This is a genomic window from Photobacterium andalusiense, assembly GCF_900185625.1.
Lineage (GTDB): Bacteria > Pseudomonadota > Gammaproteobacteria > Enterobacterales > Vibrionaceae > Photobacterium > Photobacterium aquimaris.
Window position 1 is genome coordinate 182,156 of the sequence record NZ_FYAJ01000006.1, and the last position, 15,276, is coordinate 197,431.

At 42.6% G+C, this 15,276-nt stretch carries 16 protein-coding genes; 15 read left to right on the forward strand and 1 reads right to left on the reverse strand.

Annotated elements, in window-relative coordinates; translation table 11 throughout:
- The first annotated feature begins 38 nt into the window (after window positions 1-38).
- The 9 genes from pilM to dam all read left to right on the forward strand — a co-directional run bounded on the left by pilM (window position 39) and on the right by dam (window position 8,967).
- Window positions 39-1,019, forward strand: a complete 981-nt coding sequence (pilM, locus tag PAND9192_RS14825; protein WP_087854405.1) for a type IV pilus biogenesis protein PilM — start codon at window positions 39-41, stop codon at window positions 1,017-1,019.
- Window positions 1,016-1,627 carry a PilN domain-containing protein gene (locus tag PAND9192_RS14830; RefSeq protein WP_087854406.1) on the forward strand — a complete coding sequence of 204 codons (612 nt, stop codon included), beginning with the start codon at window positions 1,016-1,018 and terminating at the stop codon, window positions 1,625-1,627. The genes pilM and PAND9192_RS14830 overlap by 4 nt, the downstream gene beginning before the upstream one ends.
- Window positions 1,620-2,204, forward strand: a complete 585-nt coding sequence (locus PAND9192_RS14835; RefSeq protein ID WP_087821468.1) for a type IV pilus inner membrane component PilO — start codon at window positions 1,620-1,622, stop codon at window positions 2,202-2,204. Before PAND9192_RS14830 ends, PAND9192_RS14835 begins: the two co-directional genes overlap by 8 nt.
- Window positions 2,205-2,214: 10 nt before the next feature.
- The gene (locus PAND9192_RS14840) at window positions 2,215-2,730 is read left to right on the forward strand and encodes a pilus assembly protein PilP (protein ID WP_060997821.1); all 516 of its coding nucleotides are present in this window, start codon (window positions 2,215-2,217) and stop codon (window positions 2,728-2,730) included.
- 13 nt (window positions 2,731-2,743) lie between these two features.
- Window positions 2,744-4,465 carry a type IV pilus secretin PilQ gene (locus PAND9192_RS14845; RefSeq protein ID WP_087854407.1) on the forward strand — a complete coding sequence of 574 codons (1,722 nt, stop codon included), beginning with the start codon at window positions 2,744-2,746 and terminating at the stop codon, window positions 4,463-4,465.
- Between the two features lie 385 nt (window positions 4,466-4,850).
- Window positions 4,851-5,369, forward strand: a complete 519-nt coding sequence (gene aroK / locus PAND9192_RS14850; protein WP_036789489.1) for a shikimate kinase AroK — start codon at window positions 4,851-4,853, stop codon at window positions 5,367-5,369.
- Window positions 5,370-5,392: 23 nt separating this feature from the next.
- Window positions 5,393-6,472 (forward strand): 3-dehydroquinate synthase, encoded by a 1,080-nt coding sequence (gene aroB / locus PAND9192_RS14855; RefSeq protein ID WP_087854408.1) that lies wholly within the window; start codon window positions 5,393-5,395, stop codon window positions 6,470-6,472.
- Between the two features lie 23 nt (window positions 6,473-6,495).
- Window positions 6,496-8,022, forward strand: a complete 1,527-nt coding sequence (locus PAND9192_RS14860) for an AAA family ATPase (RefSeq protein WP_159458255.1) — start codon at window positions 6,496-6,498, stop codon at window positions 8,020-8,022.
- A 108-nt stretch (window positions 8,023-8,130) separates the two neighbouring features.
- Window positions 8,131-8,967, forward strand: coding sequence for an adenine-specific DNA-methyltransferase (gene dam, locus PAND9192_RS14865; RefSeq protein WP_087854410.1), 837 nt, complete (start codon window positions 8,131-8,133; stop codon window positions 8,965-8,967).
- A 9-nt stretch (window positions 8,968-8,976) separates the two neighbouring features.
- Here dam and PAND9192_RS14870 read toward each other — a convergent pair whose 3' ends face one another.
- On the reverse strand, window positions 8,977-9,174 hold the full coding sequence (locus PAND9192_RS14870; RefSeq protein ID WP_060997825.1) for a DUF2970 domain-containing protein: 198 nt from the start codon (window positions 9,172-9,174) through the stop codon (window positions 8,977-8,979).
- A gap of 201 nt (window positions 9,175-9,375) precedes the next feature.
- Here PAND9192_RS14870 and rpe point away from each other — a divergent pair, with 201 nt between their 5' ends.
- The 6 genes from rpe (at window position 9,376) to astA (ending at window position 15,265) form a co-directional block, all read left to right on the forward strand.
- A complete protein-coding gene (gene rpe, locus PAND9192_RS14875; protein ID WP_087854412.1) occupies window positions 9,376-10,050 on the forward strand; it encodes a ribulose-phosphate 3-epimerase in 675 nt (224 codons plus the stop codon).
- Complete coding sequence (locus tag PAND9192_RS14880; RefSeq protein ID WP_087854413.1) at window positions 10,050-10,748, forward strand: phosphoglycolate phosphatase; 699 nt, start codon at window positions 10,050-10,052, stop codon at window positions 10,746-10,748. Before rpe ends, PAND9192_RS14880 begins: the two co-directional genes overlap by 1 nt.
- 105 nt (window positions 10,749-10,853) lie before the next feature.
- A complete protein-coding gene (gene trpS / locus PAND9192_RS14885; RefSeq protein WP_087854414.1) occupies window positions 10,854-11,873 on the forward strand; it encodes a tryptophan--tRNA ligase in 1,020 nt (339 codons plus the stop codon).
- Window positions 11,874-11,977: 104 nt separating this feature from the next.
- Window positions 11,978-12,553: an aminodeoxychorismate/anthranilate synthase component II gene (locus tag PAND9192_RS14890; protein ID WP_087854415.1), complete on the forward strand. Its 576-nt coding sequence runs from the start codon at window positions 11,978-11,980 to the stop codon at window positions 12,551-12,553.
- A gap of 359 nt (window positions 12,554-12,912) precedes the next feature.
- A complete protein-coding gene (locus PAND9192_RS14895; protein WP_087854416.1) occupies window positions 12,913-14,136 on the forward strand; it encodes an aspartate aminotransferase family protein in 1,224 nt (407 codons plus the stop codon).
- A gap of 112 nt (window positions 14,137-14,248) precedes the next feature.
- The gene (astA, locus tag PAND9192_RS14900) at window positions 14,249-15,265 is read left to right on the forward strand and encodes an arginine N-succinyltransferase (protein WP_087854417.1); all 1,017 of its coding nucleotides are present in this window, start codon (window positions 14,249-14,251) and stop codon (window positions 15,263-15,265) included.
- Window positions 15,266-15,276 lie beyond the last annotated feature (11 nt).

Genomic DNA, 15,276 nt, shown 5'->3' on the forward strand with positions numbered 1-15,276 from the left:
AATAGTTTGTTTTTTCGCCACATGGGAGCATAACACGGATGTTTCGGAACCCATTAAGTGTTGGGGTAGATATTGGCAATCACAGTATAAAAGCTGTGGTTCTGCAACAAAAAAAAGAGCAGTTTGAGTTAGCTGCATTTGTTGAAGTTGAGTTGACTAAATCGGTTATAAACGATCAGCATAGCGTGAATAATGCTGAACTGTTGTCAGCAATGCGTCAAATTAAAAAGCAATTACCGTGGCAAGCCAAAGCCGTTACCTTAGCCTTACCCGATAGTGCTGTGATCAGCAAAGTTGTTCAATTAGGTACCAGTCTTAGCGAGGAGGAGGCTGAGTTCGCGATCGTGCAAGCGTTAGGTGCAGCATCGCCGTTTCCCGTTGAAGAGTTGTGGTTTGATTATTTTCCACTAAATAGTGACCGTTTTAGTGATGCCGTTGCAACTACACCATTTCAAGTGTTTGCCTCGCGCAGAGAAACCATCGATAACCGAGTTAATACACTGATGAAATTAGGGTTCAAACCTAAAATCATGGAATTACAAACCCATGCTTTATTATGGCTGGCTGAGCATTTGGCAGAGATGGGCAGCCATTATAATCAATGGGGGGTGGTAGATGTTGGTAAGCGGCATACAGAGTTTTGTATGAAGCCACAAGGTAGCGCGGCTTATCACCGTGAAATTCGTTTTGGTACTAGTATGTTAGATGTTCAAGATGGCATTAGTACCGTCGCTGGTAATAATGCAGAGCAATTTACAAAACAGCTAGCCGAACAATTAAAGCGTCAAATTCAATTGTATAACTCTACTCATCCACGAAGTGGTATCAAAGGGTTGTGGCTGTGTGGTGGTGGGCAAGATGTGGTGTCGGTGTCATTGCTACAACGATTGATTGGTCTTGATGTGGTGTGGGTTAACCCTTTTCAGCATTTTAGTTGTGCTAATAAAGTTGAATTACCGCAGTCAATATCGAGTCAGTATGCTGTTGCCACCGGGTTGGCATTGCGAGGGTTATTATGATCGATAAACTCAATTTATTGCCGTGGCGTGAGCAGCGGCGTAAACAGCATAAGCAACGTTTTCTCGGCTTGCTTGCCGCAAGTGTTGTACTGGCCTTTGTAGGGAATGGTGCGATTGCGGAATATATTGAAAGCCAGCAACTCCAACAACAAAGCCGTAATCATCAACTGCAGCAAGAATTAGCCAGTTTAGAACAGCGACTGGCTTTTTTACCTAAGTTGGATAAGCAGCGTGAGGCGATTGAGATGCGGCTAAAAGTGATTGCTGATATTCAGTTATCGCGCAATCGAGTGACGCAGTTACTTAATCAATTACCAGAAGTGGTGCCTGCTGGTGTGTATCTTGATGGTGTTAATTTAGCCTCACAGCGAGTAAAGGTTGATGGTTTTGGCGATACCAATGGTCACTTAGCAGCATTGCTTGGTAAGGCAGAACAATCACCATGGTTTAACAATATTGAAATGCATTCATTGGTGACGACTAAGAGCAGTGATAAAAAGCAAAAGTCACAATTTAATGCTTCGTTTGATTTAACGGCACCGATCATTAATAACCAACCACAAAAGCAGATCTTAGCGACTGCAATCATGGAGAAAATCAATGATTGAATGGCGTGAATTAGAATTGGATGAAATCACCGAGTGGCCATTATTGCCACAGTGTCTTGTTGCTTTTGTGGTGACGTTACTGCTATCGGCATTTGGTTATTGGTATTGGTTAACGCCGTTAACTGAAGCGTTAGAGCAGCAAAAGCAGCAGGAAATCACCTTACGCAGTCAACTAGTGACCCGCGCAGCTCAAGTTGCCGCATTGCCACGGGTTAAAGAACAAGTGGTTGAACTTAATCGTCGCTATCAAGAAGTGGTTGAGCAATTACCAGAAGAGCAGGAGTTGGCAAGCTTACTCGCGAGCATTAATGATATTGGTGTTAAAAATGGTTTGATATTTCAATCGATTAAATGGGCTTCACGTATAGAGCATGATCTCTATTATGAGCTGCCACTTAACATGCAACTAACAGGGTCTTACCAACAAATAGGCCAGTTTTCTGAGGCCATTGCAAGATTGCCTCGAATTGTTAATTTACGCAATGTGGCATTAGCGCGAGTGGATCACCAAGGCTTAGATGAGTTGCTATCGTTAACGGTATCAGCCACCACTTACCGTTTTAAAACCCCGCAATAATGAGGATGCTATGAGAACATTATTATGGCTGTTACCGTTAGGGTTTGGGTTAATGGGGTGTCAGGCCAATACCGATTCAGTTGAGCAGTTTATAGCCAAAACACATACCCATGCTAAAGCCAAGGTGAAGCCACTAGCTGATCCTTATATTTTTGTTGCTGAATCGTTTGTGATGACCAGTAAACGAGTGCCATTTTTAAGGCCCCAACCAGAAATATTATTAGCCAAACAAGCCGACATTAGTTGCTGGCAGCCAGAAACCGGTCATCAACCAACGGCATTAGAAACGTTTCCGTTAGAACAATTAAGTATGAAAGGAGCAATTGGCCATCAACGTCAATTATGGGGGTTGGTTTATACCCCAAAAGGTGAATTAGTCAGAATTAAGCCAGGGCAGTTTGTTGGGCTTAATCGCGGCAAAGTAATAAAGGTGAGTGATAAACTCATTGAAATAGAAGAAACATTACCCGATGGCAAAGGTTGTTGGCTAACACGGCCTGCAAAGCTGGCTTTAGTTCAGCATTAATCAAGGATGAGTTATGAAAGGGAATACATGGGGGCTTAGCCGCCAGATTTTCGTCAGTGTATGGTTAATGTGCTGGGGGCTGTTTACTATCACCAGCGTAACTGCAGCGCCAACGAGTGGAATCACCAATCAGGTTCAAGATATTGAGTTTCGCCGTGATAGTAAGGGCCGAGCTGTATTAAGTATCAAGTTAAAGCAGCCACAATCATTGGTTGATTTTCGCCGTCAAGGCAAGCAGTTGCAATTGGATATTTTTGATACTCAATTGACCAATGAGCAAATTCATACTCTTGACGTGGTTGATTTCGCGACTGTCGTAAATAGCATTGATACGAGTAATATTCCTCGTGGAGCACGGTTTGTATTTAATCTAACCGGCGGCTATGACTACGATTATCGTATTCGAGGCAATACTCTTGAAGTGACGTTAACGAAACGGGCGCAACCTAAAGCAGCATCAACCGCAACTAAAGGTAATGTCTCTTACAAAGGCAAGCCAATCTCGATTAACTTTCAAGATATACCAGTGCGTAACGTTTTACAGCTTATTGCCGATTATAACGATTTCAACTTAGTGGTAGCTGATACGGTTAGCGGTAATGTTACGCTGCGATTAGACAACGTACCGTGGCCACAAGTGCTGGATATTATTCTACAAGCTAAAGGATTAGATAAACGGGTTCGAGGTTCAGTGTTATTGGTCGCGCCAAAGGCCGAGTTAGCAGCTAATGAACATCAAGTGATGGAAACGGCACGTAAGCAACAAGAATTGGCTAGTTTACGTTCTGAATTGATTCAGATTAATTACGCTAAAGCGACGGATATATCTGAGTTGTTGAGTGGTTCAAGTGACGGTGTAGGAATGTTATCTGAGCGTGGTTCATTGCATGTTGATGAGCGAACTAACGCATTGATAATTAAAGACACACCTGAAAGTATCTCGAGCATTAAGGATATCGTGTTAGCACTCGATATTCCCGTAAAACAGGTTCAAATTGAAGCGCGTATTGTCACCATTGATGAAGGTAATATCGATGAGCTTGGCGTACGTTGGGGGGTATCAAGTATTGATGGCGATACCACTATCGGCGGTTCGATTGAAGGCAACCTTGGTAGTTCAGGTCTGTTAGATGACACTACTGTTGATGATTTTCTTAATGTTAACTTAGGTGCAACTCAAGCAGGGGCTGCAAGTATTGCATTTCAAGTGGCAAAGTTAGGTAATGTACTATTAGATCTTGAATTGTCGGCGTTGCAGTCAGAGCGTAAAGCAGAAATCATTTCCAGTCCGCGCCTGATGACAACCAACAAAAAAACCGCTTATATCGAACAAGGTACTGAGATCCCATATCTAGAAGCGTCATCAAGTGGGGCAGTATCGGTTGATTTTAAGAAGGCGGTACTCAGTTTGATGGTGACTCCACAAATCACACCTGATAATAAATTGGTATTAGACTTAGAAGTGACCCAAGACAGCAAAGGTGAAGAAGTGCCAACAGGGGTCGGTACAGCGGTGGCAATTAAAACTCAGCGTATTGGTACTCAAGTGCTAGTTAATAATGGTGAAACGGTCGTATTAGGCGGTATTTATCAAAATCAAATTAACAATAGCGTTCGTAAGGTGCCTATTCTAGGTGATATTCCTGTGCTTGGTGCATTATTTAGGCATAAAATGGAAGAACTTGGAAAACGTGAATTATTGATATTTGTGACACCAAAAATCGTGATGCAATAATTTTTCACTTTCTGAATCACCCTGCTGATAATGGCTCTAATCAATGTTGTAGCAGGGTGTGAAAGCATTAAAACTGTTTTATTTCTTATGGTTAAAGCAAGTTGTAGGTTAGGCGTTAAGCGTGTTGTTGAGCCGTTAACTGGATATTTACGAGCTTAATACGATTGACCTCAGACCTTTGGTGAGCCATTATGGCAACCTCTGTGGGTAAGACAGGCTTAATAAAATATCGATTGATGTCGACTAGCTATTGCAAAATAGTAGTCAGTCCTGAGATAATTTTCTGTCTTATCACGAATTATATGTGAGGAACTTGGCGCCTCGGGCTTATTTAAATAGAGCCTGCGGGTGGTGTCGTTTTATTAACCGCGCGTAAATTGCTAAAATGGCTGAAAAACGAAATATTTTCTTGGTTGGCCCTATGGGTGCCGGCAAAAGCACAATTGGTAGACACCTTGCACAACAGCTGCATATGGAATTCTTTGATTCAGATACTGTAATCGAAGAACGTACTGGCGCTGATATTAGTTGGGTGTTTGATGTTGAAGGTGAAGACGGCTTCCGTGTTCGCGAAGAAACTGTTATTGATGATCTAACCCAAGAACAAGGTATTGTTCTGGCAACGGGTGGCGGCTCTGTTATTAATAAAGAGAACCGTAATCGCCTGTCTGCTCGTGGTATCGTTGTTTATCTAGAGACGACTATTGAAAAGCAATTAGCTCGTACTCAACGTGATAAAAAACGCCCATTACTTCAAACTGACACGCCTCGTGAAGTTCTTGAAGAATTAGCAGCAGAGCGTAATCCATTGTATGAAGAGGTTGCTGACTACGTTGTTCGTACTGATGATCAAAGTGCGAAAGTAGTTGCTAACCAAATCATCAAGATGCTGGAAGAGCGTTAATTAATTAAAAAGAGAAGCTGACCATGGAACGGATCAATGTCAATCTAGATGACAGAAGCTACCCTATTTCAATTGGCGCCGAGTTGTTCGACAACTCGGCGTTGTTTGCATCTGCGATATCTGCAGGTAAACGAGTAGTTGTGGTCAGCAATGACACCATTGCTCCGCTATATGCGGATCAGGTAATGGCTACCATCAGTTCATTATCGTGCCAAGTGGCACTACTTTCTCTGCCTGATGGTGAACAATACAAAACCCTCGATACGTTTAATCACATCATGACATTTTTACTGGAAGGTAATTATGGTCGTGATGTGATTTTAGTTGCTTTAGGTGGCGGCGTAATTGGTGATCTTGTTGGCTTTGCGGCTGCAAGTTACCAACGAGGGGTTGATTTTATTCAAGTGCCGACAACATTGTTAGCACAAGTTGATTCATCTGTTGGTGGAAAAACTGCGGTTAATCACCGTTTGGGTAAAAACATGATTGGTGCTTTTTATCAACCTAAAGCGGTGATTATTGATAATCATTGTTTGCAGACATTACCCCAACGTGAGTTGGCTGCAGGGTTGGCTGAAGTTATCAAGTACGGCATTATTGCCGATTATGATTTTTTTGTTTGGTTAGAAAATAACATTGAGCGCTTACATGCACTGGATAATGATGCGTTATGTTACGCCATTAGCCGTTGCTGTCAGATTAAAGCTGATGTTGTTGCTGCCGATGAAAAAGAATCAGGTGTAAGGGCGTTACTCAATCTTGGCCATACTTTTGGTCACGCTATTGAGGCAGAGATGGGCTATGGTAACTGGCTGCATGGCGAAGCGGTGTCAGCAGGTACAGTTCTCGCAGCACATACTGCCGCAAAGCAGGGATTGATCAGTGATGCCGATGTGATGCGAATTATTACGTTACATCAGCGAGCAAATTTGCCTGTTGTTGCGCCTGAAACTATGGTTTTTGACGATTTTATTAAGCATATGATGCGTGATAAAAAAGTATTGTCAGGTCAGCTACGCTTAGTATTACCAACAGCAATTGGTGCTGCTGAGGTTGTGGCTGATGTACCTTTTGATGTGCTTCAGGATGTTATTGGCCACTAAGTTGTAGCACATTGATGACCAGCATGACGAAAGCAAAAAATCTGGATCTGGAAAGTCAGATCCAGTTGCTGACTCGAGTTCGATTTATAACTCGGTTTGGCTCTCACCTTCTTCACCTTTCTGGTGCCCAAGGCTCAGGTAAAACCTGGCTTGCACACTCTTTCCTTGAACATTATGCCACTGACTGCCATCACGTTTTATTGATGTGTCAGCCTGGGCAAACAGATGCTCAACATCGAACTTTATTACTGCAGCAATTTGTTAGCCATGCGATGTTTAACGAACATGATTCGTTATGTCAAAGTGTTGAGCATTTATTAGCTCATCAGCCACAGAAATTAATGGTGGTTATTGATGATGCACACTTATTGAGTGCCAATTTTATTGCTGAATTATGGGCATTATCACTGTATGCAAAACAACAGCCCCAGCTACAGCTTAATATTGTATTATTTGCTAATCACAGCGAGTTAAACCAGACTTTAGCTCAGGTTAGTCATGGCTCTGGTATTATTCCGTTAGAGTTAGATATTGATGATTTTAGCCATCAAGAAGCAGTTTTATTTACCGAAATGTTAGTTGTTGATGATGACTTAACCACGGCCTCTCGACGAACACTAAAGCAGCGATTGTTGACTGTTATTGCGCGGCCGGGTGCGCTGTATAATCTTCCCCAATCTGAAGGTGTGAATATGACCTCCAAGGCTTCTAAAAAACCATTGTTAGCGCTAGTGATAGTATTAGCAGCAATCGCTGTAGCGATTGTAGGATATGGTTTAATGACCATTAGTTCTCACACTGAAACCAGTACTCAAGCGCCAACGACCATACCGGCAGTGACTGCCACGGTAACATTTGATGATGCGCCATTACCGCCACAAGTGCATACTCAAGGTTTAACGGTTGGACGTACAGATGAAAGCGCCCATGAGCGACTTGTTATTTCAGAGCAACAAATTGACGCTATGATTGACGATCAAGGCTTGCAAGGTCATCCTATCGCTACAGAAGCTACAGAAGCTACAGAAGCTACAGAAGCTACAGAAGCTACAGAAGCTACAGAAGCTACAGAAGCTACAGAAGCTACAGAAGCTACAGAAGCTACAGAAGCTACAGAAGCGTCATCGGTCACCTCGCCGTCGGTTTCTACTCCAACCGCCACCGCAACTGATATAACAAATACGTCAGTACCATCTGCGGCTGTAACCACACCATCAGCTCCAACGTCTACACTTGATTGGTCACTTAAATTAGCCGCTGATCAGCAAAAATTAGCAGCAGTAAAGTCGAGTCATTACGCATTACAACTAGCAGCAACTCAAAGTCTTGCCGCTGCCGCAGAATTTATTAGTACCCATAATATGACCACGGCAATGATCTACCAAACCGAACGCAATCAACGGCCATGGTTTATCGTGGTGACAGGTAATTATGCGACAGCGGATCAAGCCCGTACCGCAAAAAGTCAACTGTCGACCACATTGCAACAGCTAAAACCGTGGTTAAAACCTTATCGACATATTCAACAAGAAATGGATCGCTTAAAATAAAGCCATTAATCATAGTTATTTATGCTAATTGGTATCAGCATTGGGTGGAAATGAGGTACAATCCGCGACCTTTCGTGGCATTCTTGTAAGTGGTGGTGGGTCAGCTTAATGAAAAAGCATCGTGCATTCCTGAAATGGGCTGGAGGTAAGTACTCTCTGGTCGAGGATATCAAACGACACCTACCGCCTGCGCGTAAATTGGTTGAGCCCTTTGTGGGGGCCGGTTCGGTATTTTTAAATACCGACTATGAGCACTACTTATTGGCCGATATCAATCCAGATCTGATTAATTTATATAATATTATCAAGCAAGAACCTGAGCGATACATTGAAGATGTACGCCGATTATTTTCGCCTGAATATAATACTAAAGCCGCGTATTTAAGTATTCGAGAAGAGTTTAATAACAGTACTGATCCTTATCAGCGTTCGATTTATTTTCTTTATTTAAATCGCCATGGTTTTAACGGTTTGTGCCGTTACAATAAAAAGGGCGGTTTTAATGTTCCCTTTGGTTCGTACAAAAAACCGTACTTTCCAGAAGCTGAGATGTATTACTTTTCAGAAAAAGCCAAGCGTGCGACTTTTGTATGTGAAGGCTATAGCCAGACATTTTCACGTGCTCGTAAAGGCAGTGTGATTTATTGTGATCCACCGTATGCACCATTATCGACTACGGCTAACTTTACCTCTTATTCAGGCAATGGCTTTAGTTTAGATGATCAAGCAACCTTGGCCAATGTGGCAGAAAAAGCAGCGACTGAGCGTGATATTGCGGTATTAATCTCTAATCATGATACGCCATTAACTCGCCGTTTATATACTGGTGCCGATTTATCTGTGGTACGGGTTAAACGTACTATTAGTCGCAATGGTGGTGGCCGCAATAAAGTCGATGAATTGTTGGCATTATTTAAAACTCCTGCAGCAACCGACAACCAATAGAGCTAATCTTTATATTGCTGTTGCCTGATGGGCAATGGCAATTAAAATGACCACTAAACCAACAATAACCATCCCTCCAATAATGATAAACGGCCACGGACTTTGCTGGTTGAAGTCTTGACGACGCTGTTGTTGTGATTGCACTCCAAATAATGCTGCTAAAACACTTTTTATAATTTTCCATACTGCGTTAGCGCGTGAATGCATGCATCTCCTTCCTTTGTATATCTGCTGTAGTCTTTGTTGATTGTAGTTCCTCTATCGGTAGCCGAATTGATAATTATGGTTAACTGCAGCAATAAATAAATCCAGTAAGACAACACTTAGGGGATCGGGTAGACTGGCAGCAGTTTACAGGCTTGGTTGGTCGAGCTTGTTATTTTTATCGCTAGTGTAGAGAGGCTAAACATGAAGGACTTTTTGATCGCTCCATCTATTTTGTCTGCTGATTTTGCCCGTTTAGGTGAAGATGTCGCAAATGTCTTAGCAGCAGGTGCTGATGTTATCCATTTTGATGTTATGGATAATCACTTTGTGCCAAACCTGTCGTTTGGTGCGCCGATCTGTAAAGCATTACGCGACTACGGTATTACTGCTCCGATTGATGTGCATTTAATGGTAAAGCCTGTCGATCGTATTATTCCTGATTTTGCTAAAGCTGGCGCTAGCATGATCACATTTCATGTAGAAGCAACAGACCATATTGATCGCACATTGCAATTAATCAAAGAACATGGCTGTAAAGCAGGGGTGGTATTTAATCCAGCAACACCATTACATCACCTTGATTATATTATGGATAAAGTTGATATGATTTTGATCATGTCAGTTAATCCGGGCTTTGGTGGTCAATCATTTATTCCAAGTACACTTGATAAACTACGCCAAGTGCGTCAGCGTATTGATGCTTCAGGACGTGACATTCGTTTAGAAGTTGATGGCGGTGTTAACGTTGATAATATTGCTGAAATTGCCGCAGCTGGTGCTGATATGTTTGTTGCTGGTTCTGCCATTTTTAATAAGCCTGATTATAAAGTCGCGATTGATGAGATGCGTGTACAGTTAGCTGAGGCTAAGTGTTAATGATTGCTAGCAATGTGATTGAGAATATAAAATTTATCGCGTTTGACTTAGACGGTACCTTACTTGATAGCGTACCAGATTTAGCCGATGCTGCTGATTTAACCATGCGTCATCTTGGTCGTGAAGGGGTAACGGTTGAGCAAGTAACAACTTGGATTGGCAATGGCGCTGATATTTTGATTGGTCGTGCGTTAAGTCGTAGCATTGATGTAGATCCACAGTTAGATCCTGCTTTGCATCGTCAAGCCCGTGAGCTGTTTGACCACTATTATGCAGCTGGTGGTCATCAAAAAAGTGCCTTGTATGCAAATGTAAAAACCACCTTAGCCAACTTACATCAAGCGGGTGTCGCGATGGCTATCGTAACCAATAAGCCATCACAATTTGTCCCTCACTTGCTAGAAGAGCACGGCTTGAGTGATTATTTTGTGGATGTTATTGGTGGCGATACCTTTCCATTAAAAAAACCGGATCCGTTTGCATTACATTGGTTGATGGAAAAACATCATATTGCCGCTGCTGAACTATTGATGGTCGGCGATTCGCGTAATGATATTTTGGCAGCCAAAGCAGCAAATTGCCGTTCACTAGGACTGACTTATGGTTATAACTATGGTCAGCCAATCAGTGATAGTGAGCCTGATGTTGTTTGCGATCACTTCAAGCAACTACTTGATGTGGTTAAACTAGGCTGCTAGTACATTAAGGTGTACACTAAAAAAACCAACAATTGAGGTGCTGATAACGGTGTTATTAGTGCCTTTCGTCAATACAATTAAAGATATTAACAGGACAGCCTGATCATGAGTAAACCCATTGTATTAAGTGGCGTACAGCCTTCTGGTGAATTGAGTATCGGCAACTACCTTGGTGCGCTGCGTCAGTGGGAACAGATGCAGGATGATTATGATTGTCAGTATTGTGTGGTTGATTTACATGCCATTACGGTACGACAAGATCCTAAAGCACTTCATGAAGCAACCTTAGATGCTTTATCTATCTGTTTAGCGGTGGGTGTTGATCCTAAGAAAAGCACCTTGTTTGTACAGTCTCATGTACCAGAACATGCTCAGCTTGGTTGGTTATTAAATTGCTACACCCAAATGGGTGAGTTAAGCCGTATGACGCAATTTAAAGACAAATCAGCGCGCCATGCCAATGATGTTAACGCGGGTTTATTTGGCTACCCAGTACTGATGGCGGCAGATATTTTATTATATGGTGCCCATCAAGTGCCTGTTGGTAGCGATCAAAAGCAACATTTAGAATTAGCGCGTGATATCGCAACCCGTTTTAATAATCTTTACAGCACACCTGAAAGCCCAATCTTCCAAGTACCAGAACCGTATATTCCAACGGTTGGTGCACGGGTTATGAGCTTACAAGATGCGACTAAGAAAATGTCTAAGTCAGATGATAATCGCAAGAACGTGATTACATTATTAGAAGATCCTAAGTCGATTCTAAAGAAAATTAATAAAGCCCAAACCGACGCAGAAATGCCACCACGTATCGCCCATGATATTGAACAAAAAGCGGGTATTTCAAATCTAATGGGTTTGTATTCTGCTGCAACTGGCAAAACATTTGCTGAAATTGAAGCCCAGTATGCTGGCGTTGAAATGTACGGCCCATTTAAGAAAGATGTTGGTGAAGCGTTAGTGGCAATGCTAGAGCCAGTACAAGCTGAATATCACCGCATTCGTGGCGATCGTGCTTACCTTGATAGCGTGATGAAAGCCGGTGCTGATAAAGCATCAGCGCGTGCTGCTGAAGTGTTGAAACAAGCTTACCATGCTGTAGGTTTTGTTGCGCGCCCATAAGTGTTAGCCATTATCATTATAAAAAAAGCAGGGCTTAGGCTCTGCTTTTTTATCGCCAGTTAATCACTGTTGCTGACAGTGACCAATAAGAGCTTAGTTGTAGTATGTTGTTAATTATTGATAACTACGATTCATTTACTTACAACCTTTATCAATATTTTTGTGAATTAGGCGCAGATGTCGTTGTTATTCGTAATGATGAGATTGATATTGCGGCAATTGAAGCGTTAGCGCCGACCCATTTAGTTATCTCTCCAGGTCCTTGTACGCCAAATGAGGCTGGTATTTCATTACAAGCGATTGAATATTTTGCCGGTAAATTACCGATTCTTGGAGTGTGCCTTGGTCATCAATCATTAGCGCAAGTATTTGGTGGTGATGTGGTGCGGGCTCGACAAGTCATGCACGGTAAAACCTCGGCGATCACCCATACTGATTGTGGTGTATTTAAAGGGTTAAATAACCCATTAACCGTTACTCGCTATCATTCATTGGTAGTGAAAGCGACGACATTGCCAGAGTGTTTTGAGATCACTGCTTGGACAGAGTTAAACGGTGAAATCGATGAAATTATGGGGATCCGTCATAAAACCTTAGCCCTTGAAGGAGTGCAATTCCATCCTGAAAGTATTTTGACTGAGCAAGGTCATGCGCTATTAGCTAACTTTCTGCAGCGTTAATTCCACCATTACTGCTATTTTTACGTACTTATTACGCTGGTGATAAGTACGTTACTGTTGTTGTTATCCTCGTTGTTGATGTCTCAATATCTTATAAATACTACAGATTTGCTGTTGTTAATCATTAAACCGTTATTGGTGATAGCGGAATTTTATGCGCTGAGGAATGATTGTTTCCTAGTGGGAACGGCTGCCTGTCATTAATGGTGGTTAATAATATTTCCCAAATACTGCATAACTATCTGTGGTGTATTGATTGGTTAACACCTTAGTTTGAATAAAAACTACTGTCTTTATTGGCAAAGGTTAATAAAATGTAAATACTAATAATAAGGTATAAAGCACAGAGGGATAGTGTGATGGCAACTGAAAATAAATTACAACGGTCGTTGTTTGATGAGGTGATGGTACCTTGTTATTCGCCAATGGATATTATACCTGTTCGTGGACAAGGCTCACGGCTGTGGGATCAACAGCAACGTGAGTATATTGATTTTGCAGGTGGTATTGCAGTCAGTTGTTTAGGTCATTGCCATCCTAAAATGGTGGCAGCATTAACAGAACAAGCACAGCAGTTGTGGCACTTAAGTAATGTCATGACCAATGAGCCAGCATTGCGATTAGCGGATAAGCTGACTCAATTAACCTTTGCCGATAAAGTCTTCTTGGCTAACTCTGGCGCAGAAGCTAATGAAGCTGCATTGAAATTAGCCCGTCGCTATGCGGTTGATAATTTTAGTGCTGAGAAAGATCAAATTATTGCCTTCAATCATGGCTTTCATGGCCGCACCTTTTTTACGGTTACTGTTGGTGGCCAAAGTAGTTATTCCGATGGCTTTGGTCCTAAGCCACAAGCCGTAACCCATATCCCTTACAATGATGTCGCGGCAATCGAGGCATTAATTGGTGATAAAACCTGTGCAGTAATGATGGAGCCGCTGCAAGGTGAGGGAGGGGTAATTAGCCCAAGCCTTGAGTTTGTGCAGCGAGTACGCCAACTGTGTGATAAACATCAGGCATTATTAATTTTTGATGAAGTTCAAACCGGTAACGGTCGTACGGGAGATTTGTTTGCTTATCAAGGCCTAGGAGTGACACCTGACATTTTGACCACCGCGAAGTCATTAGGTGGCGGCTTTCCGGTCGCGGCAATGTTAACTACCGCCTCTCTCGCCAGCCATCTAAAAGTCGGTACACATGGGTCGACCTATGGCGGTAATCCGCTCGCGTGTGCTGTTGCAGAAGCTGTGGTTGATGAAATCAGTCAACCTGCAGTCTTAGCTGGTGTTAAGCAACGTGAATTGTGGTTTCGTGAAGCGCTAACGCAAATTAATAGCCGTTATCCTATTTTTAGCGAAATTAGAGGTAAAGGGTTATTACTAGGGGCGGTATTAACGCCAGAGTGGCAAGGACGGGCGCGAGATATTTTAGTTGCTGCAGGTAATGAGGGACTAATGGTACTTGTCGCTGGTACTGATGTGGTGCGCTTTACGCCGTCGTTAGTGATTGAGAAAAATGATATTGATGAAGGGATGCAACGCTTAGAAGCGGCGATTGCAACGTTATATAACTACCATTGTTAACTATGATTAAATTGTAATTTCTGGGGTGAGTTAGCACCAATAGCCCTATTCTAATGCTGATTTTAAGCGAGGCAATGGCTGCCGTCATTGCCTATATTTAGGAGGGAATGCGATGCTCATTATTCGTCCTATTACTCGCGCTGATTATCCTGCACTGATGCAATGTGCAGAAGCCTCTGGCCATGGTTTTACATCATTACCTATCAATGAAGATTTACTTCGTGGTCGTATTCAACACTCACAAGCCAGCTTTAATGCTCGCGTTACCTCGCCAGGACAAGAAAGCTATCTGTTAGTCGCTGTTGATAGCGACACTGATCAAGTGGTTGGTACAACCGCGATTGAAGCAACGGTTGGGCTTGATGTGCCTTTTTATAATTACCATTTAAGTACCGTTACCCATGCCTCGCGTCAGTTAGGGGTGCATAACATCGTTAAAGTGCTGACATTAGGTAATCAATATACCGGTGAGACTGAGCTGTGTAGCTTGTTTCTATTACCTGAATGGCGTCAAGGTCTTAACGGGCGGTTATTGTCTAAATCGCGGTTTTTATTGATGGCTGATCATCGGCAACGCTTTGCTGAGGTTGCTTTTGCTGAAATGCGTGGTGTGTCTGATGAGCAGGGGGATTCTCCGTTTTGGCAATGGCTGAAAGAGCATTTCTTTTCGATTGATTTTACTTATGCTGATTATCTGACAGGCATTGGCCGCAAAGGCTTTATTGCTGATCTAATGCCGAAATTACCGATTTACGTCAATTTACTCAGTAAAGAAGCACAAGCAGTGATTGGTCAAGTGCATGTGAATACACGTCCAGCATTACAACTACTGCAACAAGAAGGGTTTTGCTGCCGTGGTTATGTCGACATCTTTGATGCCGGCCCTAGTGTTGAATGCGATGTATGCAATATTGAAACCGTGCGTCATTCACAGCGATGCCGAGTTGAAATAGGTCAACACACCAGTGAGCGATGTTATTTGGTTTCTAATTGTCAGTTAGCAGAATTTCGTGCGGTTGCTGCACCGTTAGCAGTCAATGCGCAAGGGCAAGTGGTGATGACCGCAGACGTTGCTGCAGCACTTAATGTTGATACCGGTGATGAAGTGCGGTTAATCGCGCAATCATAATAGGAGAGTCG

Bases quoted from the DNA above. Each gene is read 5' to 3' on its own strand.
- aroB (WP_087854408.1), top strand. From the start codon at position 5,393: ATGGAACGGATCAATGTCAATCTAGATGACAGAAGCTACCCTATTTCA.
- PAND9192_RS14835 (WP_087821468.1), top strand. From the start codon at position 1,620: ATGATTGAATGGCGTGAATTAGAATTGGATGAAATCACCGAGTGGCCA.
- trpS (WP_087854414.1), top strand. From the start codon at position 10,854: ATGAGTAAACCCATTGTATTAAGTGGCGTACAGCCTTCTGGTGAATTG.
- aroK (WP_036789489.1), top strand. From the start codon at position 4,851: ATGGCTGAAAAACGAAATATTTTCTTGGTTGGCCCTATGGGTGCCGGC.
- PAND9192_RS14890 (WP_087854415.1), top strand. From the start codon at position 11,978: ATGTTGTTAATTATTGATAACTACGATTCATTTACTTACAACCTTTAT.
- PAND9192_RS14860 (WP_159458255.1), top strand. From the start codon at position 6,496: ATGACGAAAGCAAAAAATCTGGATCTGGAAAGTCAGATCCAGTTGCTG.
- PAND9192_RS14895 (WP_087854416.1), top strand. From the start codon at position 12,913: ATGGCAACTGAAAATAAATTACAACGGTCGTTGTTTGATGAGGTGATG.
- PAND9192_RS14870 (WP_060997825.1), bottom strand. From the start codon at position 9,174: ATGCATTCACGCGCTAACGCAGTATGGAAAATTATAAAAAGTGTTTTA.
- astA (WP_087854417.1), top strand. From the start codon at position 14,249: ATGCTCATTATTCGTCCTATTACTCGCGCTGATTATCCTGCACTGATG.
- dam (WP_087854410.1), top strand. From the start codon at position 8,131: ATGAAAAAGCATCGTGCATTCCTGAAATGGGCTGGAGGTAAGTACTCT.
- PAND9192_RS14830 (WP_087854406.1), top strand. From the start codon at position 1,016: ATGATCGATAAACTCAATTTATTGCCGTGGCGTGAGCAGCGGCGTAAA.
- pilM (WP_087854405.1), top strand. From the start codon at position 39: ATGTTTCGGAACCCATTAAGTGTTGGGGTAGATATTGGCAATCACAGT.
- PAND9192_RS14880 (WP_087854413.1), top strand. From the start codon at position 10,050: ATGATTGCTAGCAATGTGATTGAGAATATAAAATTTATCGCGTTTGAC.
- rpe (WP_087854412.1), top strand. From the start codon at position 9,376: ATGAAGGACTTTTTGATCGCTCCATCTATTTTGTCTGCTGATTTTGCC.
- PAND9192_RS14845 (WP_087854407.1), top strand. From the start codon at position 2,744: ATGAAAGGGAATACATGGGGGCTTAGCCGCCAGATTTTCGTCAGTGTA.
- PAND9192_RS14840 (WP_060997821.1), top strand. From the start codon at position 2,215: ATGAGAACATTATTATGGCTGTTACCGTTAGGGTTTGGGTTAATGGGG.